Here is a 22,819-nt window from a genome sequence, read left to right on the forward strand (position 1 = left end):
ACGGGTGTCGGGCCATCGCCGTGCAGGTGTGGCCGCACTGTGACTTATTCGCCGACTTATTCGTCGCCGACGTCGTCGTCCTCGACCGCCGGACGCGGCGGCTGGGCGGCCGTCAGGCGCAGTGCCGCGGCCGAGGCGGCCAGCGAGACCTCCTCCTCCGGCACGTCGTCCTTCACCTCGATGACCTTCTGCATCGACTGCACGAGGGCTTCCTGCAGCGACTCGATCGATACGGTTTCCTCGGCGATCTCGCGCAGCGCGACCACCGGGTTCTTGTCACGATCACGGTCGACCGTCAGTTCGGCGCCGCTGGAAATCTGCCGCGCCCGCTGGCCGGCGTAGAGAACCAGATCGAAACGGTTGGGAACCTTTTCAACGCAATCCTCGACGGTAACGCGCGCCATGGCCAAGCCTCTCTCGAAATCCACAGGATGAACCGGCGCGGCTATCAGCCCTGCCCGGCAAAGTCAAGATTTTCAGCGGTTCAGGACGCTGCACGCTGTGGCAGATACTGAGTCGGGTTCATGGCCTGTCGGCCCCGGCGGATCTCGAAATGCAATTGCGGACGGTCGACGGCGCCGGTCGCGCCGGCCCGGGCCACGGGATCACCCTGACGCACCGTGTCGCCGCGTGAAACCAGCAGTTCCTGGTTGTGGGCATAGGCGGTCACCCAGCCGTCGCCATGCTTGATGAGCAACAGCCAGCCGAAGCCGGCCAGGCCATCGCTGGCATAGGCGACCACGCCATCGGCGGCGGCCCGCACGGTGGTGCCCCGGTTGACCGCGATGTTGATGCCATCGTTGTGCAGCCCGCCAGCCTTGGGGCCATAGCCGGAGATGACGCGACCCTCGACGGGCCAGGTGAAACGGCCGGCAAAGCTGCCAGGCCGGGGGATGGGCGCCGGCGTGGCCGTGGCCGGCCCGGTCTTCGCGACGCTGCCGGGGGCGGCTTCGCCGGTGCTGGCGAGCGCCTGACCGGATGTCGTGATCGGGTCGGGCGCGGCGCTTCCGCTCGCCGGCAGGCGCAGGCGCTGGCCGATCCGCACGCCGTAAGGGGCGGCAAGATCGTTGAGGCGGGCAAGCGCCGTCAGGTCGACTCCGTAGGCGCGGGAGATGGCGTAACCTGTCTCACCGGGCTGGACGACATGGTAGCGCGCGGCCGGTATGGTCAGTCGCTGGCCCGAGCGCAGCGCATAGGGCGGCTCCAGCCCGTTGGCACTGATGAGGTCGCGCAGTTCGACCCCGGTACGTCGTGACAAGGCAAACAATGTCTCCCCCGGCTGGACCACCACCGTGCCGCCGCTGACGGCCACTGGACTGGCTCTGGCCGGGGCAGGCGGCGACGGCGTTGCCGGACGAGCGGCGGTTGCCGCCGGCGTACTGCGCCGCGGCGGCGGGGCGGGGCGGGCGGCGTGTCGGGTTGGGGTTGGGGCGGACCGGGACTTCTGTTGCCTCGGCGCCGGTGCTTGTGATCGGGCCTGTTCCTGGGCGCGGGCCTGTTCCTGGGCGCGGGTTTGCGCCTGGGCGGCGGCCTTCACGCGCTCGAAGTTGGATGAGCCGCAAGCCGCCAGCATGCTTGCGACCACAAGACACAGTATCTTGTGGGCAACCCGTTTCATGACGCTGACTCTAGAGGAACCGGCTACTCCCGCAAAGAGTCTCCGGTCCGGTGTTAGCGGGTGAAGCCTTCAAAGCCGGCGGTGAGCGCGGCCATCGATTCCCGGTGCGTCAGGTCAAGGTGCAGCGGCGTGACCGACACATAGCCCTCGCGCATCGCCTTGATGTCGGTTTCATGCCCCGGCTCGCGGATTTCCCGGCCCAGGCCGAACCAGTAATAGGGGAAGCCGCGCACGTCGATGCGCTCCTCGATGACGGTGGCGCCGAGATCGCGGAAGCCCTGTTCGGTGACGCGCACGCCCTTGATCTGCGCCACGTCGTGCGGCGGGAAGTTGACGTTCATCAGCACGCCCTTGTGGCCGCCGGTGCCCCAGCCGGTGGCCAGCAGCTGGCGGATCACCGCGACGCCGAAGGCGCGCGCCGGGGCGAAGGCCTCGGCGCCCACCGGCCGTTCGATGGTGGCCTGGCTCAGCGCGATTGACGGCACACCGGCCAGCGTGCCTTCCATCGCCGCCGACACCGTGCCGGAGTAGGTGACATCCTCGGCGAGGTTGGCGCCGCGGTTGACGCCGGAAAGCACCAGGTCCGGCCGGCGGCCGTCCACCAGCTTGCCCAGCGCCATCATCACCGAGTCGGTGGGGGTGCCGCGCACGCCGAAACGACGCGGGCCGAACTGCTGTACGCGGATCGGCTGGCTCAGCGTCAGCGAATGGCCGGCACCGGACTGTTCCTCCAGCGGCGCCACCACCCACAGATCGTCGGACAGCTGGGCGGCGATCTCTTCCAGCACCGCCATGCCGGGGGCATGGATGCCGTCGTCGTTGGTCAGCAGGATACGCATCAGCGGGCGGGCTCCGATCGAGTGGGCTCCAGGCGGGTGAGGCCGCCCATGTAGGGCTGCAGGGCGGCGGGAATGGCGATGCTGCCATCGGCCTGCTGGTGGTTCTCCAGCACGGCGATCAGGGTGCGGCCGACGGCCAGTCCCGAGCCATTGAGGGTGTGGACGAAGCGGGTCGCCTTGTCGCCCTTCGGCCGGCAGCGGGCGTTCATCCGCCGGGCCTGGAAGTCGCCGCAGTTGGAGACCGACGATATCTCGCGATAACGCTCCTGGCCGGGCAGCCAGACCTCGATGTCGAAGGTCTTGGTGGCGGAAAAGCCCATGTCGCCGGTGCACAGCATCATGGTGCGGTGGGGCAGTTCCAGCTTGCGCAGGACGGTCTCGGCGCAGGCGACCATGCGCTGATGCTCCGCGTCCGACTGCTCGGGCGTGGTGATGGCGACCATCTCCACCTTGTGGAACTGGTGCTGGCGGATCATGCCGCGGGTGTCGCGGCCGGCCGAACCGGCCTCGGCGCGGAAGCACGGAGTGAGCGCGGTCAGCCGCAGCGGCAGCGCCTCGCTGTCGAGAATGTCGCCGGCCACCAGGTTGGTGAGCGACACCTCGGCGGTGGGGATCAGATAGAAGGCCGGGTCGTTGGTGGACTTGAACAGGTCCTCCTCGAACTTCGGCAGCTGGCCGGTGCCAAACATCGCCTCGGCGCGCACCAGATAGGGCACCGCTGTTTCGGTGAAGCCATGCTCGGTGGTCTGGATGTCGAGCATGAACTGGCCGAGCGCGCGCTCCAGCCGGGCCAGCGGGCCTTTCAGCACGGCGAAGCGGGCGCCCGACAGCTTGGCGGCGGCCTCGAAGTCGAGCCCCAGTGCCTCGCCGAGGTCGACATGGTCGCGGGGCGTGAAGTCGAAGGCGCGGGGCGTGCCCCAGCGGCGGACCTCGACGTTGGCGCTCTCGTCCGGCCCGTCGGCGACGTCGTCCTGTGGCAGGTTGGGGATTTCCGCCAGTTTCGCGCTCAGGGCCGCCTGGGTCTGGCGTTCCTGGTCCTCCAGCGCCGGCAGCCGGTCCTTCAGCGCCGCCACTTCGGCCTTGAGCGCGTCCGCCGTGGCGGTGTCCTTTCGGGCCATCGCCTGGCCGATCAGCTTGGAGGCCTCGTTGCGGCGCGCCTGGGCCTGCTGCATCTCGGTTTGCACGGCGCGCAACGCCTGGTCGAGCGCGAGCAGGCCGTCGGCAAGCGGTGTCAGGCCCCGGCGGGCAAGGCCGGCGTCGAAGGCCGTGGGGTTGTCGCGGATGGCGCGGATGTCATGCATGGGGGCCCCGGGAGTCGATCAATGGACTAGTCGCTGCCTCCTGTGGCCCGCCATCGCGCAAAACTCAAGCGTCGGTGTCGAGGGCGCGTCATTGCAGGGGGGCGGTGCTGGCGGGTTCAATGACCGCGACCCTCAGACGGGCGGCTCCCTGTTCCACGGCGACCGCCCGTTGCGTGCCGGTGTCGTCGGGGCGTCCTTCGGTGACGTCAAGGCCCGCCGCACTCAGGGTCGCGATCACTGCCTTGGCGCGGTCGGCGGCCAGGCGACGGGCTGTGGCCGGGCGGCCGTCGGTGGCGTCCGAGGCGTAACCAGTGACGGTCACGGCACCGGCGTGCCAGCGTTTGAGTGCCCACAGACTGTTCTTCAGCGCGCTGTCGTCGGCGCTGAGTTCGGCCGATCCGGCCGGAAAGCGGATCATGAGAGGTACGCCCACCGGCGGTACGATTTCCACCGTCCAGTCGCTGAAATGGCTTTGCAGCCGGGTCTCCAGACGTCGCAGTTCGCCGACGCTGGCGACACCGATGCCCACGGGCACGCGCAGTCGCTGCGCGACCCGGTCCACGAGCATGGCCTCGACGGGAACACCCAGTGCCAGGGTGATGACCTGCTGGATCTGGCCGGCCTGGGCGCTGTTCTTCGATTCTGTTTCGCGCAGTTGCAGGAACGAACGCATGGCCGCTTCCGCCTGACGCAGTCCGGCGTCCTGGCGGGCTTGCGCCGACCCGCGGAGCACCTGGTCAAGGGTGACGGTCACCGGTCGTTGCAGGCGGGCCGACAGTCGCTCTCCCAGCGCCCGCCCGGCCCCCTCCCGGTAGGTGTCGGTGAGGATGACCGCCTCGACGGCAATTGCCGTCGGGTTGGCATAATCGATGGTGAAATCAGTGATCCGGGTGCGTTCCTTGCCGAAATGGCGTTGAATGTCGGCACGGATGACGGTGCTGGCCACCGTTTCCCAGGCGATCTGCCGCAGCGACATGGCAAGCGGTATGGAGGCGCCGGCAAACATGGCGACGATGGCCACCGTCTGCCAGAATCCGGTGCGCGGCGTCAGGTGCGTGCCGAAGCCGAACAGCTTTGCCATCACCGAGACGGTGAGCGCGATCGCCAGCAGGTTGGTCATGAACAGCCCGAGCGCGCCGCCGAAAATCGTCCAGTTGCCCACCGCCAGGCCGTAGCCGACTACCGCCAGCGGCGGCATCAGGGCGGTCGCGATGGCGACTCCGACAATGGTCTCGCCGCGCTGCTTGATGACGGCGTAACCGCCGGCCATGGCCGAGAACACCGCCACCAGCAGGTCGAACAATTGTGGCCGGGTGCGGGCAAGGATTTCCGGCGTCGGCGAGGTCAGCGGCGACAGTTTGACGATCAGGAACGAGGTGGCGATGGCCAGCAGGGCGCCAGTGCCCAGGGTGATGATGGCGTTGCGCATCTCGCGGTAGTCGAGCAGCACCAGCGAGAAGCCGAGCGCAACGATCGGCCCCATCAGCGGCGAGATCAGCATGGCGCCGATCACCACGGCAGGGGAGGATTGCAGCAAGCCGAGGATCGCGATGCCGCAAGAAACAATGACCATGAAACCGTAACGCATGGTCCAGACACTGTCCTGGGCAACATGGTCGAGGATCGGCGGATGGTCGATCGGGGCGACAACGTCGCGGTGCCAGGCCACCCAGATCCGCCTTGGCAGCCCGCGCAGGACGCTGAAGAAGTCGCTGGTGAAGGGGTCGTTGACCACCTTGCTCGATAGGCTCTCCCGGTCCGGTGAGGCGGGCGTGGGGGCGTCGGTCATGGTGTCGGGCCTTGGGTGGTTGAGCAACGGAGCGCAACCATGGTTTAATGGCGTGCTGGTTGGCAATCCCCGCGTCAAGGCTTGTGGACCGGGCGTGCGTCGTTCGCGTGGAGTTCAGGCATGCGCTGGAGATGAATGGATGAAACTCATCATCGCGATCATCAACTCCTACAGGCTCGACGAGGTTCGGGACGCGCTCACCGGCGCCGGCGTGAGCGGGCTCACCGTGACCGAGGTCAAGGGCTACGGCCGGCAGAAGGGCCAGACGGAAATCTACCGGGGGGCTGAATACCACACCACCTTCGTGCCCAAGCTGAAGCTGGAACTGGTGGTGCCGGACGGCCTGGCCCCCGTGGCGGCCGAGGCGATCCGCGCCAGCGCCAACGCCGGCCAGATCGGCGATGGCAAGATCTTCGTGCTCGACGTCGCCCAGGCCTTGCGCATCCGCACCGGCGAGCGCGACGACGACGCGCTCTGAGGCGCTTTGAAGATCAGTGTTCAGCCACGCGTCAAGTAGCGGCGCAGCCGCTCGACGGCGGCGTCCAGCACGGCCTCCTGCTTGCAGAAGCAGAAGCGGATCAGCCGTTGCGTCACCGGCTGGTCGTAGAAGGCGCTGAGCGGGATCGTCGCCACCCGGGCCTCGCGCACCAGCCGCAGCGCGAACTCGGTGTCGTCGCAGTCGGCGAAGCGCCCGTAACCGCAGGTCAGGAAGTAGCTGCCGGCGCTCGGGAGCACCTCGAAGCCGAGACCGGCAAGGCCGCGGGCCAGCCGGTCGCGGCGGGCCTGCATGTCGGCGGCGAGGGTGGTGAAATAGTCGTCCGGCAACGCCAGCCCGTAGGCGACGCCCGCCTGCAAGGCCGGGGGCGTGGTGAAGGTCAGGAACTGGTGCACCTTGGCGACCAGGTCGATCAGCGCCGGCGCGCCCGAGAGATAGCCGACCTTCCAGCCGGTAAGGCTGAAGGTCTTGCCGGCGGAGCCAACGCGCAGACAGCGCGCCGCCATGCCGGGGCGGGTCATCAGCGGTACATGGCGGGCGCCGTCGAACACCAGATGCTCATAGACCTCGTCGCACAGCACCGGGATGTCATGGCGGCAGGCCAGCTCCGTCAGCAGGTCGAGTTCGTCGTCGCCGAGCAGGGTGCCGCACGGGTTGTGCGGGCTGTTGACGATGATCAGCCGGGTCTTGTCCGAGCAGGCGGCACGCAGCGCCGCCTCCGGCAATCGCCATGCCGGCGGCGCCAGCCGCAGCACCCTGGGCACGGCACCGGCGGCGCGGATGATCGGCAGATAGCTGTCATAGACCGGCTCGAACACGATCACCTCGTCGCCCGGGTTGACCAGCGCGAGGATCGCCGCCGTCAGCGCCTCGGTGGCGCCGGAGGTCACCAGCACGCCGCGCTCGGGATCGATGTCGAGGCCGTGGAAGCGCCGGTCATGGTCGGCGACCGCCTGACGCAGCGAGGCCAGCCCGCGCATCGGCGGATACTGGTTGGGGCCGTCAATGAGCGCGCGCGCGGCTGCGGCCTTGATGTCCGCCGGGCCGTCGGTGTCGGGGAAGCCCTGGCCGAGGTTGATGGCGTCGTGCTCGACGGCCAGCGCCGACATTACCGTGAACACGGTGGTGGGCAGGGTGGCGAACTGGCGGTTTCCGGTGATGCTCATGGCCTCCTCCTAGCCAATCTGCCGGGGTGGATACAATGCGGGACCGTCGGGGGCAGCGTCCGCCGGTCTTGGCAAGCCCGAGGCAACGCCTTAAGCGCAGGAGTAGATGGCGGGGACGGGGCGCGGAGCCTGACCCGGAAGCCGGCGCAGACCGGCAAGGAGCAAGGGAGCGGGGATGACGGAGGAAGCAGGAACGTCGGCGGCGCCGCATATCGGTCAGAAGGTCGGGCTGTGGCTGGCGCCGTTGCTGGGTATCTCCCTGCTGCTGCTGCCGACTCCCGAAGGTCTAACGCCGGCGGCCTGGCGGGTGGTCGCCATCGCGATCTGGATGGGACTCTGGTGGGCAACCGAGGCGGTGCCCATTGCCGCCGCCGCGTTGTTGCCGATCGTCGCTTTTCCGTTGCTGGGCGTGACGACGCTGAAGGCCGCCACCACGCCCTATGCCGAGCCGATCATCTTCCTGCTGTTGGGCGGTTTCCTGATCGCCGCCTCGCTGGAACGGTGGGGTCTGCACCGGCGCATCGCGCTGGCGGTGCTGGCGCGGGTCGGGACCAGTCCCGCCCGACTGGTGCTGGGTTTCATGATTGCCACCGCGTTCCTGTCGATGTGGATATCCAATTCGGCGACCACCATGATGATGGCGCCCATCGCGCTCTCGGTTGCGGCCGTGATGGGCGGCGACGAGGCCGACAACCAGCGCTTCGCTGCCTGCCTGCTGCTGGGAATATGCTACGCGGCCTCGATCGGCGGTGTCGGCACACTGATCGGTACGCCGCCCAACGTGTTGGCGGCCGGCTACCTACGCCAGACCTTCGGGCTGGAGCTGAGTTTCATCGACTGGATGAAAGTGGGAGTACCGATTGTCCTGGTGCTGACGCCGCTCACCTGGTGGCTGATGGTACGGCGGGCGATTCCGGTGCGGATTTCCGGCGAGGCGGGGAGCGCGACCTTCATCGCGGCGGAGCGCGCGCGGCTCGGGCCGGTCAGCCGCCCGGAATGGCGCACGGCCTTGTGCTGCATCGCCATTGCGCTGGCGTGGATGTTCCGGCCGCTGCTCGCCGACCTGCCTGGCCTGGGGGCGCTGTCCGACGAGGGGCTGGCGGTGGGCATGGCGATGCTGATGTTCGTCATTCCCGCTGGCAGCGCCAGCGCGCCGCAGGCGCGACTGCTCGACTGGTCGGCCGCAAGATCGGTGAACTGGGGTGTGATCCTGCTGTTCGGCGGCGGTCTCAGTCTGGCGGCGGCCATGGACCAGTCGGGACTGGCGCGGGCGCTTGGCGAGGCGCTGGCGGGTCTTGGGGCCTGGCCGGTGATCGCGCTGGTGCTGCTGCTGTGCGCTGTGGCTACCTATCTGTCTGAAATCATGAGTAATACAGCTCTGGTGGCGGCATTGCTGCCGGTGCTGGGGGCGGGCGCCAAGGCCAGCGGCATCGACCCGCATTTGCTGATTGTGCCAACGGCCATCGCGGCCAGCTGCGGCTTCATGCTGCCGGCGGCGACGGGACCCAACGCCATTGTGTTCGGCACCGGGCGGATCGAGATGCGCCAGTTCATCCGTGCCGGTTTCATCGTCGATATCGCGGCGATCCTGGTGGTGGCGCTGGTATGCAGCCTGCTGGTGCCGGTGGTGTTTGGCTGACAGGCGATCATGCGCCGTCCCGACGCGACGGGTCGATACAGGCAATACTTGATGGCCTGGTAACTTTATGCCACTTTGCCGCGGGGTCGATATAACGACAGGATGGCCGATGAAAATGCGGTCTTGGCTTCTGCCGTGTCTGCTGGCGGCGGGCATGGTAGGCGCAGTGGCGGCAGGGCAGGCGACGGCGCCGGTACCTGACATCGCGTTTCAGTATCGCATCGTGCGCGACGGCAAGCCCGTCGGGCGTCATATGGTGCAGCTGTTCGATGGCAAGGGCGAGCGAGATGTCCATGTCGCCTTCTCCATCGATACCAGGATCGCGCTGTTCAAGGTGCGGGTGAAGCACGACGCCTGGGAGCGCTGGGATGGTGCTGGCGCCCTCAAGGAACTGCGCGCCTCGACCGACGGCCCGACAAAGCTGAGCGAAGTGCTGGTGGAGCCTGCGGGGCCGCGTGTATACACGTTGCTGGCCAACGGCGAGCAGCAACGTATTCAAGGCGGTTTCATCCCGACCAGCTTCAGCAACATCGAGGGGGTGTTCGAGGGGCAGCGCCGGGATATCAACCTGCTCGACACCATGAACGGCAAGCTGCGGCCGTCCTATGCCGTGCGGAAGAATCTCAGCGATCCTTCCTGTGATTGCGATGGCTCCGGAGCGTCGGCCTATTACGAAATCTATGCCAAGGACAACGGCAAACTGACCCACCGGGTCTGGCTTGACCGAGACGGACTGGTGTTGAAACTGGGGCTGCAGACGCGCTTCGGCTATTATTTTGAGTATCAGCGCGAGAGCGTCAGCCGCAAATCGCCGGCCTGACGCCTGACACACCGGCGCCCGATCGCGAGGCGACACCTTTCCCGCCAGGCCGGACGCCGTATCGGCACGGGCGGCGTTGTGCCGTATCGGCACGGGCGGGACGACATGCATGGAATCGACACATGCTGTGGCTGAGTGTGTCAGGCGATTCTTTTTCAAAACAACAAGTTAGGTGTCTGGCCGGCTGGCTGGCTTCTTGCGTCGAGGTAAGCGCGACCGTCGGCATGTCCTGCATGCCGCGGGTGCGCGCCGGTGACGCCACAAGCCTGAGCAGGTGTGACCGGGACACTAAACGGCGACGCATGCCTTGGCGTGCGTCGCCGTTTTTCTGTTTCGCCGGCATGGTGGCGATACCCCGACGGTACGGGTAGATTTTGTGTATTACTCAGAATAATGACGCGCCGCAACAAACCGGCTTGACACTCAGCTGAGCGGCACTTAAATCATACTGCATGTTCTGAGTATGGCTCAATTTAGCGGCAACCCCCGTGCCGCGCAGGGAATGAGGAATTGAACATGATGCGTCCACTGATGTTTGTCGCAGCTCTGCTGGCGTCCACGACCATGCTGAGCGGTGCGTCTTTGGCCCAGTCCGATGCCGAGGTCTGCCAGGCGATGCCGGCGCAGATCGAGCAGGCCGCCAGCGCTGCCGGTGAAACCAAGGAGGCCAAGCGCGCCCTGGTACTCCGCCAGACCGGCATCAAGCTGTGCGAGGAAGGCAACCGGCGCGCTGCGCAGAAGAAGTTCAAGGAAGCACTGAACGTGCTCGGCCAGCCTGCGGCCTGAGCGCCCTGTCCAATCCAAGTCGGCCTGACTGCAGGGCCCGGGGTGCCATCGCCCGGGCCCTTTTTTCGTGTGGTGGCGCGTCCGTCTTACAGACTGAGCCGGTCGCGCCGCCGGCGCTTTTCACCGGCGGGAAATCTGCCTATCGATGGGCCTTCCCAGTGGAGGTGGCTTTATGACGGATCTGATCACGCTGACGGTCGAGGGCGATGTCGCCCGGCTGATGCTCAACCGGCCGGACAGGAAGAATGCGGTCAGTCAGGCGATGTGGGATGTGTTGCCGGCGCTGCTGACGACCGTGGAGAATGATCCGCGTGTCAAGGTGATGGTGCTGGGGTCGGCGACACCCGGCATGTTCTGCGCCGGTGCCGACATCGAGGAGTTCGCCCAGTTCGCCGCCGAGCCCGCCTGGCGCGAGGCCAACCAGGCGGCGATCCGTGCCACCCAGGTGCAGCTGGCCCGGCTGGCCAAGCCGACCATTGCCGAGGTCGACGGGGCCTGTGTTGGTGCCGGCTGCGGTCTGGCCATCGCCTGTGACCTGCGGGTGGCCTCGCACACCGCACGGCTGGGCATCACGCCAGCCAAGCTGGGGCTGGTCTATCCGCTGCACGACACCAAGCTGCTGGTCGATCTCGTCGGGCCGTCGCGCGCCAAGTGGCTGCTCTATACCGGCCGGCTGGTCTCGGCCGACGAGGCACTGACCATGGGGCTGGTGGATCACGTGGTGCCGGCGGAGGACCTGCGGGCATCGACGCTCTCGCTGGCGGCATCGATCGCCGCCACGTCGCAGCATACGGTGCGGGCGACCAAGCGGATTGTCCGGCGCATTCTCGACGGTCAGGCGGACGACGATGCCGAGACGGTGGCGCAGTTCAACGATGCCTTTACCGGGCCTGACCACATCGAGGGCGTGGCGGCATTCCGCGCGAAGCGGGCGCCCGTGTTTCCGGTGCGCTGAGCCACCCCGATCCGTTCGGCGGGGCGGGCGCGCCGGCTCGCGCGCCCTAGTTGCCCTTGTTGATGAACTTGTCGGAGATCGAGCACGCCGCTGGACCCAGTATGACGACGAACAGTGTCGGCAGGATGAACAGGATCAGCGGCACGGTCATGATCGCCGGCAATCGGGCGGCCTTTTCCTCCGCGCGCATCATCCGCTCGTTGCGGAACTCCGCCGACAGCACGCGCAGGGACGAGGCCAGCGGCGTACCGTATTTCTCGGTCTGGATCAGTGTCGTCACCACGCCGCGCATGGCCTGCAACTCGACGCGCTTCGACAGGTTGTCGAGCGCCTGCCGGCGGTCCTGCAGGAAGCCCAGCTCAATGGCGGTCAGCGTGAATTCGTCGGCGAGTTCCGGGAAGGCCAAACCCAGCTCACGCGCGACGCGGTTGAACGCGGCGTCGACGGTGAGACCGGCCTCGGCACAGATCACCAGCAGATCGAGCGCGTCCGGCAGGCCCTTGCGGATGGCATCCGAACGCTTCTGCACGGTGTTGGTGACAACGAGGTCTGGCAGTTTGTAGCCGGCGAGCACGGCGCCAAGGGCCGCCAGCGCCTTCATCATCGGCGTTTTGCCCTCCATGACACCGAGGATGTAGATCATGAAAAGCGCAATCAGGCCGAGCGCGACAGGCGCCACCAGACGGGCAAACTGATAGGTGACCACCGCGTCCTTCGAGCGCCAGCCGGCTTGCGCCAGCCGCTCGGCGGCCGTCCGGCTCTGCTCGTCCTGCAGCACCTTGAAGCGGTTGAGGATGTTGCGCATCGCCTCTGTGGCGTCGACCTTGTTGACGACCGCCATGCGCTTGCGTGAGGTGGTGATGCCGGCCTTCAGCTGGTCGCGGCGCTCCTGCAATCCCTTGATGCGGCTGCGCATGGGATCGCGCACCGTCGTTGCCGCCCAGATGGCGAGGATCACCATGAATACCGCCACGCCCGCCATCAGCGTGGCGAGATCGATCGGTGTCATGCCAAAGGGGAGATCGAATTTCTGGGGGTTCATGTCTGGCTTTCCCTCAGATTTCGAAGTTGATCATCTTGGCCATGATGGCACAGCCGATGCCCATCCAGACCAAGGCGCCGCCGCCGGCGATCATCAGTCGCACGTCTTCGGTGAAGGGGGCGACATAGCCAGGGTTCATGGCGGAGACGATGCCAAACACCAGGAATGGCAGGGCACCGACGATGTAGGCGCTGGCCTTGGCCTCCGACGACATCGCCTTGATCTTCAGCTTCATCTGCATCCGCTTGCGCAGTACGTCGGAAAGGTTGCCGAGCGTTTCAGCAAGGTTGCCGCCGGTCTCGCGCTGAATCGCCAGAGTGATGACGAAGAACTGGAATTCGGGCGTGTTGATCCGTTGGGCGGTATCCATCAGCGCCTGTTCCATGGTGCGGCCGATGCGGATCTTGTCGGACACCGTGCGGAATTCCACGCCGACGGGGTCGGGAAGCTCGCGACCCACGATGCTGAGCGATTCGGAGATGGGAAGGCCTGAACGCAGCCCGCGCACCAGCAGATCGATCGCATCGGGAAACAGCTCGATGAATTTCTTGATTCGCCTGCCGATGATCATGCCGACCACCATGTGCGGCACCGCCAGCCCGATCAGAATCCCCAGCAGCAACGCCAGCAGGAACGGCATGCCGAGGCCGACCGCGAACACCACGGTCATGAACAGGAACAGGCCGCCACAGGCCATGCCGTACTGGCCGAGCGTCCAGTCCTTGCCAGTGCGGGACAGGCGGGCGCGCAGTTCGGCGGGGCGCGGGATGAAGCCCTTGACGATGGAATCGAGCTTGCTCTCGCGCAGCGCGAGGATGCGGCGCATCTGGGCCTTGGCCAGAGCGTCCTGGGAGTTGGAGAAGCGTTCGCGCATCTTCTCCAGACGCTGGCCGGCGATCTTGTCGGCGTTAGTGCCGCCGGCGAAGGCGAAGCCCAGCAGCGCCAGCGTCAGCAGCGAGCCCAGCAGGATGACGGCCAGAAGTGCGATCGGTGACATGGCGTTTTCCCGTCCTGCGTCCTGGTTCTCACATGCATTCCATCAGCGCCCGGCCAAGGCCGTAATATTCCGCCCGCTCGTAGAAAGCAGGGCGCAGCCCGGTCGAGACAAAATCGCCGCGCAGCCGGCCGGTCTCGTCCTCGCCGGTGAACTTGAACAGGTAGAGGTCCTGGGTGGTGATGACGTCGCCTTCCATGCCCACGATCTCGGTGATGTGGGTGATGCGACGCACACCATCGCGCATGCGGCTGATCTGGATGATCATGTGCACGGCGTTGGCGATCTGTTCCCGGATCGCCTTGGGCGGCAGGTTTAGGCCGGCCATGTTGACCATGTTTTCAAGGCGGGTCAGTGCCTCGCGCGGCCGGTTGGCGTGCAGCGTGCCGAGCGAGCCGTCATGGCCGGTATTCATCGCCTGCAGCAGGTCGATGGCTTCGGAGCCGCGAACCTCGCCCAGAATGATGCGGTCAGGACGCATGCGCAGCGCGTTCTTGACGAGGTCGCGCATGGTCACCTCGCCGTTGCCTTCAAGATTGGCGGGGCGGGTTTCCAGACGCACCACATGTGGCTGTTGCAGCTGGAGCTCCGCCGCGTCCTCGATGGTGACGATGCGCTCGCCCATGTCGATGTTGCGTGACACGGCGTTGAGCATCGTGGTCTTGCCGGAGCCGGTACCGCCGGAGATGATGATGTTAAGGCGGCAGCGGCCGGCGATTTTGAGCAACTGCGCCATCTTGGGATGGATGTTGCCCTGGTCGGCCATCATGTCGAGCGTGATCTTGCGCTTGGAGAACTTGCGGATCGAGATCGACGCGCCATCGATGGCCAGCGGCGGGATGATACAGTTGACGCGGCTGCCATCGAGCAGGCGGGCGTCGCAGATCGGGCTCGATTCATCGACGCGACGGCCGACCGCGGCGACAATGCGCTGGGCAACGTTGATGAGATGCTGGTCGTCGCGGAAGCGGATGTCCGTCAGTTCCAGCTTGCCCTTGCGCTCGACGTAAATCTGGTTCGGGCCATTGACCATGATGTCGGTCACCGCCTCGTCGGCCAGCAGCGGTTCAAGCGGTCCCAGGCCCAGCATGTCGTTGAGCAGCAGGGTGACGACCTCGCGCTGCTCAAGCTGGTTGAGATTGATGCGCTGCTGCAGCAGCAGCTCGGCGACGATGTCCGACACCTGCTCGGCAACTTCGCCGCGCGACAGCTCGGCGATGGCGGAGGCATCAATATGCTCCATCAGCAGCGGATGGATTTTCTCCTTCGCGGCGATGACGCTGGACTGGCTGCTGGAGCGGGCGACCGCCTTGGGCGGGTCGGGCGTCGGCAGCGGCTCAAGTGCCTTGCCGGCTTCGATCAGATCATTGAGGAGCACGGTGACCGCGTCCCGCGTCTCCATCTCGTTGAGCGTCAGGTTGTTGTCGACAGCAGTCGCCTGGATGCGTTCCTCCAGCGCCGCCATCAGCTCGGGACGCGGGCGATTGCGCCACTCGTCGGGCGGAAAGATCGCCAGCAGATCGTTGGAGAGCAGTTCGTAGATCTGGTCGACGATGGCGCCACGCGCCGCCGGTGCCGGTGTCGTGGGTTCCACCGAGCCAGGCGCCACCAGAGGCCGACGCCCGGCGACCAGGCTGGTCTTGCCGTTGTCCGCGGTCTGCTGTGCCGCGCGTCGTCCGAATCCCAATGGCTTCATGGCGTACTACGCACCTACTTCTTGATGGCCAGCAGCGACTTCAGATCCTTCAGCTTGCCCAGCAGAGAATGTTCGTTCGTCCCGCCGTCCTCGCTCATTGACGCCATGACCTGCTGGGCGAGGTGCGCCAGCTCGGCGGCAACCTTGGTGCCGGTGGCGCTTTGAGCCAGGCTCTTGCCCTGTTTGGCCGCGGCCACGGCGTGTTTGGCGTCGAGCGGCAGCATGATGTCGATCGTGCGTTCCACCGAGGCTTCGAAATCCTTGCGGGCGACTTCAGGCTGACCCTGGGCCGGCACCTTGTTGGCGATAAGCCGAACCTTGGCGGCCGGTGCGTGCATGGACAGGAAGCTGAGCAGCCGGATGGTGTCGCGCGCGGCGGCCAGCGTCAGGTCGGTCACCACAACCACCTCGCTGATTTCGGTCAGCAGGTGGGGGTTCTGCACGGCCAGCAGGCGCGGGAGGTCGATGATCACGGCATCGAATGACTGGACGAGCTGATCCTGCAGGTGATGCAAGGCGGCGCCATCGGTGAGCAAGGGGGCGTTGATCGGGGCCTCGGCCGACAGAATCGCCAGTTTTTCGGAGGCTTTGACGATCGCGCGCTCGATGAACAGGCTGTCGATACGGCCGGGATTTTCCAGCGCGTCGGTCAGGCCGCGGCCGGGTTCGAGATCGAACGACAACGCACCCACGCCGAAGTGGATGTCGAGATCGAGCAGGGCGGTCTTGCGATCGAGTTGTTCGGCGCAGACCCAGGCGATCGAGCTGGCGACCGTCGATGTGCCGACGCCGCCACGCGCGCCAATGACGGCGACAGCAACGTGGGGCCGCGCCTCGTCCTGAGCCGTTACCTTGCTGCCGTGCAGTGCCGCCTGGGCATTGTGCAGGGAGTCACGGACAATTTCCGAATGAAGCGGCTTCAGCAGGTAATCGTGGATGCCCGAGGCCAGCAGATCCCGATACAGGCCGACGTCGTTGATCTCGCCCATCGCGATGACGATGGTGCCTGGCTCGCAGACCTCGGCCAGGGCGTTGATATCGGTCAGCGGATCATGACAGTCGGTGAGGTCGACCATCAGGATCTGCGGCGAGGCGGAAACGGACAACGTCTGCACCGCGTTGCGCAGGCCGCCCTTGTGGATTTTCTCCGCCTGCCAGCCCATGTCTGTGACAACCGGTTTGAGAATCTCGACGGTTGCCTCGTCACACACGAAGGCACAGAAGGCGTCGCGTGCGGCGACGGCGGTGCCGGCTCGCTTGTTCATGGACCAGGGAGCGTTCATGGATCGCTACTCCTTACTTGTTCTTGACGCTGGTTGACGGCAGCGGGTCAGCCCCGGTGGGCTTCTTCTTGGCATAGGCGTCGATGGCCTTGCCGATCTGCTTGGCGTCCGGCCCCTGATAGGTCTTGCCTTGTTCGAGGTCGCGCGGATCAGCGATCATGGCGGCGAGGTTGTTGTTGACCGCGCAGCCGTGATTGCTGCTCATCGCGCCAGTCATCGTCATCACCGGTGCGTCGCTCCAGTCGGGGCAGGCCGGCGGTGTCGCCTGGGCGCGGGAGACGACGAGACGGACTGTTCCGCTCGCGGGGCGGGCGCCGGTCGGAACGGCGACATCCTCGATCAGCATACCGAATCTGGCGGCTACCCGGGCGACTGCCGCGCGTCGGTCGCCGGCGCCGGCGCTGGCCGGATCATCGATGCTGAGATGATCGCCATAGGCGACCCCGATGCCACCAAGGAAGGCCTCAAGGGCCTTGGCGTCAGCGGCCGAAAGACGATTGTCGGTGCCGAATCGCACATCGTGCGTGACAACCTGCGCGCTCACGGTGGGCACCTTCAGCGAAGATACGCCACGATTGTCGCTACAGGCGGCAAGGCCGACCGAAAGAACGAGGGCGCCTGCCAGCAGAGGGAGCGCGGAGGGGATCGGGAAACGGATCATCTGTGCTCTCCTTACTGGAACGAGAAGCCGGGTGCGGCCGCGCTGGCGCCCTGCTGCGCCTGGGCCGGCACCGGCGGGGTGACGGGGGCCGGGGTCTCGGGCTTCTTGCCGGGCGAGAAGGTCCGCCCCAGCAGCCAGCGTTCCAGATCGCTCGGCGCCTTGTAGCCATCGGTGGGCAACTTGATGTTCCGGGCGTTGGTCGGCTTCACCAGGTAGGGCGTGACCACGATGACAAGTTCGGTTTCCTGGCGCTGGAACCTGTCGGACTTGAACAGCGCGCCGATGATCGGCAGATCGCCCAGCCCCGGGGTCTTGGAGACATCCTGGTTGGTGGTGTTGCGCAACAGGCCGGCGATCATGAAGCTCTGCCCGGAGCCCAGTTCGACCGTGGTTTCGGCGCGCCGGGTGGTCAGACCCGGTACGGAGATGCCGTTAACGGTAATCGCACCGGCTGACGACAGCTCGCTCACCTCGGGGCGCACGCGCATGCTGATGCGCTCGCCCGACATCACGGTCGGCGTGAACGCGAGGCCGACGCCATATTCCTTGTACTCGATGAATACCCGGCCGTCCTTGTCGGGAGCCGGAATGGCGAACTCGCCACCGGCGAGGAAGCTGGCGGTCTCGCCCGAAATCGACGTGAGGTTCGGTTCCGCCAGCACCGTGACCAGGCCCTGCTCGGCCAGCGCATCAATGGCGCCTGCCGCGTCGAGCCCCAGCAACGAGCCGGCGCCACCGATGGAGGTGGTGCCATCGGTCAGGCCCTTGAACGTGTAGGCGGTGCCCGCGACCACGGGCAGGCCGGTGACGGGATTGAGCGGCATCGTCACCTGGGCGCCACCCGGCAGGGTGACGGCGCCGGACGGGAAGCCGCTGAGGTCGGTCGCGCCGATATCAACAAAATCGCGGCCGCGCGACAGGTTGAACAGGAAGCCGCCGGTCTGGTCGCGGGTGGCGATGTTGAAGCCCATCTGCTTGAGCAGGGTGCGGCTCACTTCGGCAATCTTGACCTGGAGGTTGACCTGCACCGGCGTCGCGGTCTGGAGCTTGTTGACCACGGTCTGCTTGTCGCCGAGGAAACCCTTCACCAGGCGACCGGCTTCCTCCACCGCTTCGGGTGACGGCACGGTGCCGTTGAGGAAGGTCATGCCGTTGAAGGTCTGCACGTCGATCTCCGACGTCGGCAGGGCGGCCTTCAGCATCCGCTGGATCTGGTCGATGTTGTTGGCGACCCGGACGGTCGCCGAGTAGATTACCTTGTCGGCGCCATCCATGGCGAACAGCGTGGTTTCGCCCTCGCCGGTACCGAATACATAGATCAGCTGGTTGGAGCGGACCTGCACGTCGGCCACCCGGGGGTTGGCGATGAACACATTGGCCGCCGGGCGGTCGAGCCGGATCAGCGAACCCTTGTTGACGCCGATGGACAGTTCGCGGTCGGCTTGCTGGACCGCGGTCTGGCCCGCGAGCGTGGCGACGGGGAAGGCCGCGATGCTGCCTGCGACCGCCACCGAAAGGGCCGACGCGCGCAGGAGGTGGATGGTCTTGCTCATCAGTTTGCCTCCGGGGCAGGCGCGATGGCGCCGCCGATGTTGCTCATGGCGCTGGCCATGGCGTTCATGAAGGTGCCGACTTCCGTTTCATCACGGGCCTGGCCGCGCAGCACGATGACGTTGGTGCCGCGCTTGGCGCCGGGATGCGCGGCCGGCTGGCTGCCACCGCCACCACCACCACCGACCTTGGCGTTGGCGTATTTCGAGACTTCCGAGCCCAGCGTGTAGGTCGGCCGTGCGTCGGACGGCATCGGTGCTTCGTCCACGCGGCTCTCGCCGCTGGCCGCCGCTGCATTCTCGGTCAACGGCCGCAGGCTGAGCGACAGGCTGCCCAGCCGCTGCATGACCGCGATTTTCTCGACCAGCTTCGGCGTTACTTCCAGCGTGACGGTGCGGCCGACCTTGGGCTGGTTCTCCAGATCGTTCGTACGTTGGTCGACGGCGAGCACGCGGACGTTGCGAAGCACGGTCTGGGAGACCTTGATGGTCGGCGCATCCTCGCGCGGCACTTCGGTGGTGAGGATGAGATCGACGCGATCACCGGGGAACACGAAGCCGGCAACGCCCGAGGTGTCGGAGACGGAGACGGTGATCGCCCGCATGCCTTCGGACAGGACGGCGGCGAGGAAACCCCGTTCGCCGGGACCGACGAGTGCTCCCTGGGTCAGGGGCTGGCCGGGGGTCATCGAGGTCCGGACCACCTTGCCGACATAGGCATCCTGCTGGGTCTGGCCCTCGACAAAATAAGTCTGGTCCAGGTTGTCGTTGGGCCATTTCTGCCAGCGCACCTGCGCGGCCTCGATGATGTGACCAACCGGCAGCGGCACGGCGGCCACCAGGACGCGCGGGCCCTTGCTTTCGGCCACCGCGGCTGCCTGCGCAGGCTTCGGCCCTTCACTGGTCAGCAGATTTCGAGCGAAAAGCGCCGTGACAACGGCAATCAGCAAAGCCGCCACCACCAAGATCAAGCTGCGCACGTTCATTTGTCAGCCTCCAACGGGATTGCCGTCGTTATCCACCGAAAACATTAACGATTGGTTGGATGGTTAATGCGATGCCGCCCGCGGCGATCGCGACGCCGTAGGGAACGGCGTTCTCGCCATCGTGTTTGCGAAGTCGTCGCGCCACGACAACGCCAAGCGCCACCAGGCCGCCGAACACGGCGACCAGCAGCATCAGGTCGAACACCTGACGACCTGGCGTCCATAAGGCGAGCGCGGCCATCAGCTTCACATCGCCGCCGCCCATCACCCCGGCGGCGAACAGCGCCGCGAACAGGACGAACACCAGCGCCGCCATCCCGGCCTGAAGGCCCAGCGCCGGCCACAGCGCGACGCCGCTGGCCGCGAAAGTGCTGTACAGATAGGGCAGGGCCAGCAACGCAACCGCCAAGCATAACCAGTTGGGAATGATGTAGCGACGCACGTCGCCGATCGCGGCAGTCACCAGCAGGCCGACCAGAATGAACAGTAGTGCGAAGCGGATGAAATCCCACATGGAGCCATGCTAGAGGGACAGAGTTGAACATTCGGTAACCAAGTTGTGACGCAGCCGTATTCATCTCCGACCGTCGCGAACGGCACACCCGACGTCGTGCCGGCGCTGCAACGGCGGCGTTGTCTGCCGCCTGGTGGCCTGATCGGCACCTGGCGCGCCGTCGATGGCTGCCGGCTGCGCGTGGCCCACTGGCCGGGGCCGGCGGCGGCAGCTTCATCCGGCGGCACCATCCTGTTTCTCAACGGGCGGGGCGATTTCATCGAGAAATATGCCGAGAGCTACTGGGCCTTCCGTGACTGGGGGTATGCGATCGCGACATTGGACTGGCGTGGCCAGGGGCTGTCCGACCGCTTCGCCGGGGATCGGGAACGCGGGCACCAGCAGGATATCGGCCAGCTCGTCGCCGACGTGGCCGCCTGGATCGACGCCGAGGGACATGATTGGCCGCGACCACTGCATCTCGTCGCCCATTCGATGGGCGGCAACATTGCGTTGCGTCTGCTGCATGACCACCCCGGTCTTGTTGAACGGGCAGTGGTGATGGCGCCGATGCTGGGCATCCGGACCCGGCCACTGCCGGCTGCCGTCGCCCGTCGGCTGGCGCGCTGGCAGGTGGCGCGCGGCCATGGCTTCGATTTCGCGCTGGCGCAGGGCCCCTATGGCGAGATGGCGCGCTCGGTCCACCGCCAGCGCAACCTCACCGGCGACGCCGAGCGGTTCGACGACGAGCACTGGTGGATCAGCGGCAATCCCGACCTGTCGGTGGGGGGCGTGACCTATGGCTGGCTCGATGCCGCTTTCCGCTCCATTGATTGCGTGCGCGCGCCCGGCTACCTCGAAGCCATCGCGACGCCGGTGCTGATCCTGGCGGCCGGTATCGAGCGGCTGGTCGACTCGGCGGCGACGATTGCGGCGGCGACCCGACTGCCGCGGGGGACTGCGCGTCTGATGGAAGGTGGTCGCCACGAACTGGTGCGTGAGGTGGATAGCATCCGGCTGGAGACGTTCGGGCAGATCCGTTCGTTTCTTGCCGGACGTGACGGAGAGTAGCTTGGAGCGTTTTGATATTGTTGTCATCGGCGCCGGCATCGGCGGGGCGTCCGCCGCCGCCTTCCTGGCGGCGCGCGCGCGTGTCCTGGTGCTGGAGGCGGAGGCGCTGCCCGGCTATCACACTTCAGGCCGCTCGGCGGCCTTCTATGCCGAGACCTATGGCGGTCCCAGGGTGCAGCCGCTCACCACGGCGTCCCGGGCATTCCTTGAGATGCCGCCGGCGGGATTCGCGGACACTCCACTGCTGCGGCCGCGTGGCGCGCTACATCTGGCCCGACCGACGCGGCGGCATGCGCTGCTGGAGGAGCGTGATCGCTTCCCCGGGGTGACGCTGACGTTGCTGGACGCCGACGCGGTGGCGGCCCGCCTGCCGATGATGCATCCTGACTGGCTGGACGGGGCGCTATGGGAGCCCGACTGCCGGGACATCGATACCGCCGCGCTGCTGCAGGGCTATCTTGCCATGGTCCGCCGGACGGGCGGTGAGGTGCTGACCGATGCGCGGGTGACGGCACTGGCGCGCGAGGCCGCTGGCTGGACGGTAACGGCGGGTGACCGGCGGTTCCAGGCGCCGGTTGTAGTGAACGCCGCCGGTGCGTGGGCGGACGAGGTGGCGGTCCTGGCCGGTATTGCGCCGATCGGATTCACGCCGCTGCGGCGGACCATGATCAGCTTCAAGGTGCCGGAGGCGCAGTTCCTGCCCGACTTGCCGGTGGTGCTGGATATCGATGGCAGCTTCTATTTCAAGCCGGACGCCGGCACCATCTGGGCCTCGCCGCACGACGAGATTCCGTCGGTGCCGTGCGACGCCCAGCCCGACGAACTGGACATCGCCATCACGGTCGATCGCATCGAAGCGGCGACCACGTTCCGGGTGCGGCGCATCGAGCGCAGCTGGGCGGGCCTGCGGACATTCAGTCCCGACCGGGTGCCGGTCTATGGCTTCGAGCCGGCGGCGCCGGGCTTCTTCTGGTGCTCGGGGCAGGGCGGTTTCGGCTTCCAGACAGCGCCGGCGGCCGGAGAGCTTGTCGCCGCTTTGGTGCATGGGTCGCCGCTGCCCGAGGCGTTGCAGGCCGCCGGCGTGCAGCCGGCGCTCTACGCGCCGGGCCGCTTCGCCCGCTGAGGCTTATTTTTTCAGCGAATCGCGGATTTCCCGCAGCAGGATGATGTCTTCGGGCGTCGGTGGCGGTGCGGCGGGGGCGGCCTCCGGCTCCGCCGCGCGCAGCTTGTTGGCGAATTTCACCAGCAGGAAGATGATCCAGGCCAGGATGACGAAGTTCAGCACGATGGTGATGAACTGGCCGACGCCGAACACCGGGATGACCTTTGACAGCTCGGCGTAGGTCATGGCGCCGGCATAGTCGGCCGGCACGTCCTTGAGCGGGATGAAGATGTCGGAGAAGTCCGGCTTGCCGACGATGGCGGCGACCACCGGCATGATGAGGTCGTTGACCACCGAATCGACGATCTTGCCGAAAGCGGCGCCGATGATGACGCCGACCGCCAGGTCGAGCACGTTGCCACGCATGGCAAAGTCGCGGAATTCCTTGAGCATTCTTTGGTCCCCCTGAGCTTGAGACGAGGGGCGTACTGTGGTCCAGCCGGGCCGTGGCGTCCAGCCTCAATTGGCCGGC

Annotated in this window: 22 protein-coding genes; 7 read left to right on the forward strand and 15 right to left on the reverse strand. The window is 66.6% G+C overall.

The annotated features are described in order from the left end of the window. Positions 1 to 56 precede the first annotated feature (56 nt). From rpoZ to ABU113_RS07095, 5 genes are all read right to left on the reverse strand, one after another. Positions 57 to 404 (reverse strand): DNA-directed RNA polymerase subunit omega, encoded by a 348-nt coding sequence (gene rpoZ / locus ABU113_RS07075; protein ID WP_454558797.1) that lies wholly within the window; start codon positions 402 to 404, stop codon positions 57 to 59. 80 nt (positions 405 to 484) lie between these two features. Then, positions 485 to 1,312 (reverse strand): peptidoglycan DD-metalloendopeptidase family protein, encoded by an 828-nt coding sequence (locus tag ABU113_RS07080; RefSeq protein ID WP_454558798.1) that lies wholly within the window; start codon positions 1,310 to 1,312, stop codon positions 485 to 487. Between the two features lie 359 nt (positions 1,313 to 1,671). Beyond that, complete coding sequence (gene surE, locus ABU113_RS07085) at positions 1,672 to 2,457, reverse strand: 5'/3'-nucleotidase SurE (RefSeq protein WP_454558799.1); 786 nt, start codon at positions 2,455 to 2,457, stop codon at positions 1,672 to 1,674. Then, the gene (gene serS / locus ABU113_RS07090) at positions 2,457 to 3,758 is read right to left on the reverse strand and encodes a serine--tRNA ligase (protein ID WP_454558800.1); all 1,302 of its coding nucleotides are present in this window, start codon (positions 3,756 to 3,758) and stop codon (positions 2,457 to 2,459) included. Before serS ends, surE begins: the two co-directional genes overlap by 1 nt. Positions 3,759 to 3,846: 88 nt before the next feature. Continuing rightward, a complete protein-coding gene (locus ABU113_RS07095) occupies positions 3,847 to 5,547 on the reverse strand; it encodes a DUF389 domain-containing protein (RefSeq protein ID WP_454558801.1) in 1,701 nt (566 codons plus the stop codon). Positions 5,548 to 5,686: 139 nt separating this feature from the next. Between ABU113_RS07095 and ABU113_RS07100 the strand changes: the two genes are divergently transcribed. Continuing rightward, a complete protein-coding gene (locus ABU113_RS07100; protein ID WP_454558802.1) occupies positions 5,687 to 6,025 on the forward strand; it encodes a P-II family nitrogen regulator in 339 nt (112 codons plus the stop codon). Positions 6,026 to 6,045: 20 nt separating this feature from the next. Here ABU113_RS07100 and ABU113_RS07105 read toward each other — a convergent pair whose 3' ends face one another. Then, positions 6,046 to 7,209: an aminotransferase gene (locus tag ABU113_RS07105; RefSeq protein WP_454558803.1), complete on the reverse strand. Its 1,164-nt coding sequence runs from the start codon at positions 7,207 to 7,209 to the stop codon at positions 6,046 to 6,048. A 175-nt stretch (positions 7,210 to 7,384) separates the two neighbouring features. Between ABU113_RS07105 and ABU113_RS07110 the strand changes: the two genes are divergently transcribed. The 4 genes from ABU113_RS07110 to ABU113_RS07125 all read left to right on the forward strand — a co-directional run bounded on the left by ABU113_RS07110 (position 7,385) and on the right by ABU113_RS07125 (position 11,409). Next, the gene (locus ABU113_RS07110) at positions 7,385 to 8,848 is read left to right on the forward strand and encodes an SLC13 family permease (protein ID WP_454558804.1); all 1,464 of its coding nucleotides are present in this window, start codon (positions 7,385 to 7,387) and stop codon (positions 8,846 to 8,848) included. Between the two features lie 115 nt (positions 8,849 to 8,963). Beyond that, the gene (locus tag ABU113_RS07115; RefSeq protein WP_454558805.1) at positions 8,964 to 9,668 is read left to right on the forward strand and encodes a DUF6134 family protein; all 705 of its coding nucleotides are present in this window, start codon (positions 8,964 to 8,966) and stop codon (positions 9,666 to 9,668) included. A gap of 531 nt (positions 9,669 to 10,199) precedes the next feature. Beyond that, the gene (locus ABU113_RS07120; RefSeq protein ID WP_454558806.1) at positions 10,200 to 10,454 is read left to right on the forward strand and encodes a hypothetical protein; all 255 of its coding nucleotides are present in this window, start codon (positions 10,200 to 10,202) and stop codon (positions 10,452 to 10,454) included. 172 nt (positions 10,455 to 10,626) lie between these two features. Beyond that, a complete protein-coding gene (locus tag ABU113_RS07125) occupies positions 10,627 to 11,409 on the forward strand; it encodes an enoyl-CoA hydratase/isomerase family protein (protein WP_454558807.1) in 783 nt (260 codons plus the stop codon). A 46-nt stretch (positions 11,410 to 11,455) separates the two neighbouring features. Here ABU113_RS07125 and ABU113_RS07130 read toward each other — a convergent pair whose 3' ends face one another. Genes ABU113_RS07130 through ABU113_RS07165 form a run of 8 tightly spaced genes read right to left on the reverse strand, consistent with a single transcriptional unit; the run spans position 11,456 to position 20,135 of the window. After that, on the reverse strand, positions 11,456 to 12,451 hold the full coding sequence (locus tag ABU113_RS07130; RefSeq protein WP_454558808.1) for a type II secretion system F family protein: 996 nt from the start codon (positions 12,449 to 12,451) through the stop codon (positions 11,456 to 11,458). 13 nt (positions 12,452 to 12,464) lie between these two features. After that, positions 12,465 to 13,448 carry a type II secretion system F family protein gene (locus ABU113_RS07135; RefSeq protein ID WP_454558809.1) on the reverse strand — a complete coding sequence of 328 codons (984 nt, stop codon included), beginning with the start codon at positions 13,446 to 13,448 and terminating at the stop codon, positions 12,465 to 12,467. Positions 13,449 to 13,476: 28 nt separating this feature from the next. Then, a complete protein-coding gene (locus ABU113_RS07140; RefSeq protein WP_454558810.1) occupies positions 13,477 to 15,141 on the reverse strand; it encodes a CpaF family protein in 1,665 nt (554 codons plus the stop codon). A gap of 14 nt (positions 15,142 to 15,155) precedes the next feature. After that, entirely contained in the window at positions 15,156 to 16,424 is a 1,269-nt protein-coding gene (locus tag ABU113_RS07145) for an AAA family ATPase (protein ID WP_454558811.1), read from the reverse strand. A gap of 13 nt (positions 16,425 to 16,437) precedes the next feature. Beyond that, the gene (locus tag ABU113_RS07150; protein WP_454558812.1) at positions 16,438 to 17,085 is read right to left on the reverse strand and encodes a CpaD family pilus assembly lipoprotein; all 648 of its coding nucleotides are present in this window, start codon (positions 17,083 to 17,085) and stop codon (positions 16,438 to 16,440) included. Positions 17,086 to 17,096: 11 nt separating this feature from the next. After that, complete coding sequence (locus ABU113_RS07155) at positions 17,097 to 18,638, reverse strand: type II and III secretion system protein family protein (protein WP_454558813.1); 1,542 nt, start codon at positions 18,636 to 18,638, stop codon at positions 17,097 to 17,099. Beyond that, the gene (gene cpaB / locus ABU113_RS07160; RefSeq protein WP_454558814.1) at positions 18,638 to 19,615 is read right to left on the reverse strand and encodes a Flp pilus assembly protein CpaB; all 978 of its coding nucleotides are present in this window, start codon (positions 19,613 to 19,615) and stop codon (positions 18,638 to 18,640) included. Before cpaB ends, ABU113_RS07155 begins: the two co-directional genes overlap by 1 nt. 34 nt (positions 19,616 to 19,649) lie before the next feature. After that, positions 19,650 to 20,135, reverse strand: coding sequence for an A24 family peptidase (locus ABU113_RS07165; protein ID WP_454558815.1), 486 nt, complete (start codon positions 20,133 to 20,135; stop codon positions 19,650 to 19,652). Positions 20,136 to 20,180: 45 nt separating this feature from the next. Here ABU113_RS07165 and ABU113_RS07170 point away from each other — a divergent pair, with 45 nt between their 5' ends. Both ABU113_RS07170 and ABU113_RS07175 read left to right on the forward strand, forming a co-directional pair. Continuing rightward, positions 20,181 to 21,185 carry an alpha/beta hydrolase gene (locus tag ABU113_RS07170; RefSeq protein ID WP_454558816.1) on the forward strand — a complete coding sequence of 335 codons (1,005 nt, stop codon included), beginning with the start codon at positions 20,181 to 20,183 and terminating at the stop codon, positions 21,183 to 21,185. A gap of 1 nt (position 21,186) precedes the next feature. Beyond that, complete coding sequence (locus tag ABU113_RS07175) at positions 21,187 to 22,308, forward strand: NAD(P)/FAD-dependent oxidoreductase (protein ID WP_454558817.1); 1,122 nt, start codon at positions 21,187 to 21,189, stop codon at positions 22,306 to 22,308. A 3-nt stretch (positions 22,309 to 22,311) separates the two neighbouring features. Here ABU113_RS07175 and mscL read toward each other — a convergent pair whose 3' ends face one another. Continuing rightward, positions 22,312 to 22,740: a large conductance mechanosensitive channel protein MscL gene (mscL, locus tag ABU113_RS07180; protein WP_454558818.1), complete on the reverse strand. Its 429-nt coding sequence runs from the start codon at positions 22,738 to 22,740 to the stop codon at positions 22,312 to 22,314. Positions 22,741 to 22,819: the final 79 nt, after the last annotated feature.

It is taken from the genome of Parapedomonas caeni (assembly GCF_041060555.1).
Classification (GTDB): domain Bacteria; phylum Pseudomonadota; class Alphaproteobacteria; order Sphingomonadales; family Sphingomonadaceae; genus CAUJIW01.

Excerpts from the sequence above, each read along its gene's own strand:
- rpoZ (WP_454558797.1), bottom strand. The coding sequence starts at position 404 with ATGGCGCGCGTTACCGTCGAGGATTGCGTTGAAAAGGTTCCCAACCGT.
- surE (WP_454558799.1), bottom strand. The coding sequence starts at position 2,457 with ATGCGTATCCTGCTGACCAACGACGACGGCATCCATGCCCCCGGCATG.
- serS (WP_454558800.1), bottom strand. The coding sequence starts at position 3,758 with ATGCATGACATCCGCGCCATCCGCGACAACCCCACGGCCTTCGACGCC.
- ABU113_RS07095 (WP_454558801.1), bottom strand. The coding sequence starts at position 5,547 with ATGACCGACGCCCCCACGCCCGCCTCACCGGACCGGGAGAGCCTATCG.
- ABU113_RS07100 (WP_454558802.1), top strand. The coding sequence starts at position 5,687 with ATGAAACTCATCATCGCGATCATCAACTCCTACAGGCTCGACGAGGTT.
- ABU113_RS07105 (WP_454558803.1), bottom strand. The coding sequence starts at position 7,209 with ATGAGCATCACCGGAAACCGCCAGTTCGCCACCCTGCCCACCACCGTG.
- ABU113_RS07110 (WP_454558804.1), top strand. The coding sequence starts at position 7,385 with ATGACGGAGGAAGCAGGAACGTCGGCGGCGCCGCATATCGGTCAGAAG.
- ABU113_RS07115 (WP_454558805.1), top strand. The coding sequence starts at position 8,964 with ATGCGGTCTTGGCTTCTGCCGTGTCTGCTGGCGGCGGGCATGGTAGGC.
- ABU113_RS07120 (WP_454558806.1), top strand. The coding sequence starts at position 10,200 with ATGTTTGTCGCAGCTCTGCTGGCGTCCACGACCATGCTGAGCGGTGCG.
- ABU113_RS07125 (WP_454558807.1), top strand. The coding sequence starts at position 10,627 with ATGACGGATCTGATCACGCTGACGGTCGAGGGCGATGTCGCCCGGCTG.
- ABU113_RS07130 (WP_454558808.1), bottom strand. The coding sequence starts at position 12,451 with ATGAACCCCCAGAAATTCGATCTCCCCTTTGGCATGACACCGATCGAT.
- ABU113_RS07135 (WP_454558809.1), bottom strand. The coding sequence starts at position 13,448 with ATGTCACCGATCGCACTTCTGGCCGTCATCCTGCTGGGCTCGCTGCTG.
- ABU113_RS07140 (WP_454558810.1), bottom strand. The coding sequence starts at position 15,141 with ATGAAGCCATTGGGATTCGGACGACGCGCGGCACAGCAGACCGCGGAC.
- ABU113_RS07145 (WP_454558811.1), bottom strand. The coding sequence starts at position 16,424 with ATGAACGCTCCCTGGTCCATGAACAAGCGAGCCGGCACCGCCGTCGCC.
- ABU113_RS07150 (WP_454558812.1), bottom strand. The coding sequence starts at position 17,085 with ATGATCCGTTTCCCGATCCCCTCCGCGCTCCCTCTGCTGGCAGGCGCC.
- ABU113_RS07155 (WP_454558813.1), bottom strand. The coding sequence starts at position 18,638 with ATGAGCAAGACCATCCACCTCCTGCGCGCGTCGGCCCTTTCGGTGGCG.
- ABU113_RS07165 (WP_454558815.1), bottom strand. The coding sequence starts at position 20,135 with ATGTGGGATTTCATCCGCTTCGCACTACTGTTCATTCTGGTCGGCCTG.
- mscL (WP_454558818.1), bottom strand. The coding sequence starts at position 22,740 with ATGCTCAAGGAATTCCGCGACTTTGCCATGCGTGGCAACGTGCTCGAC.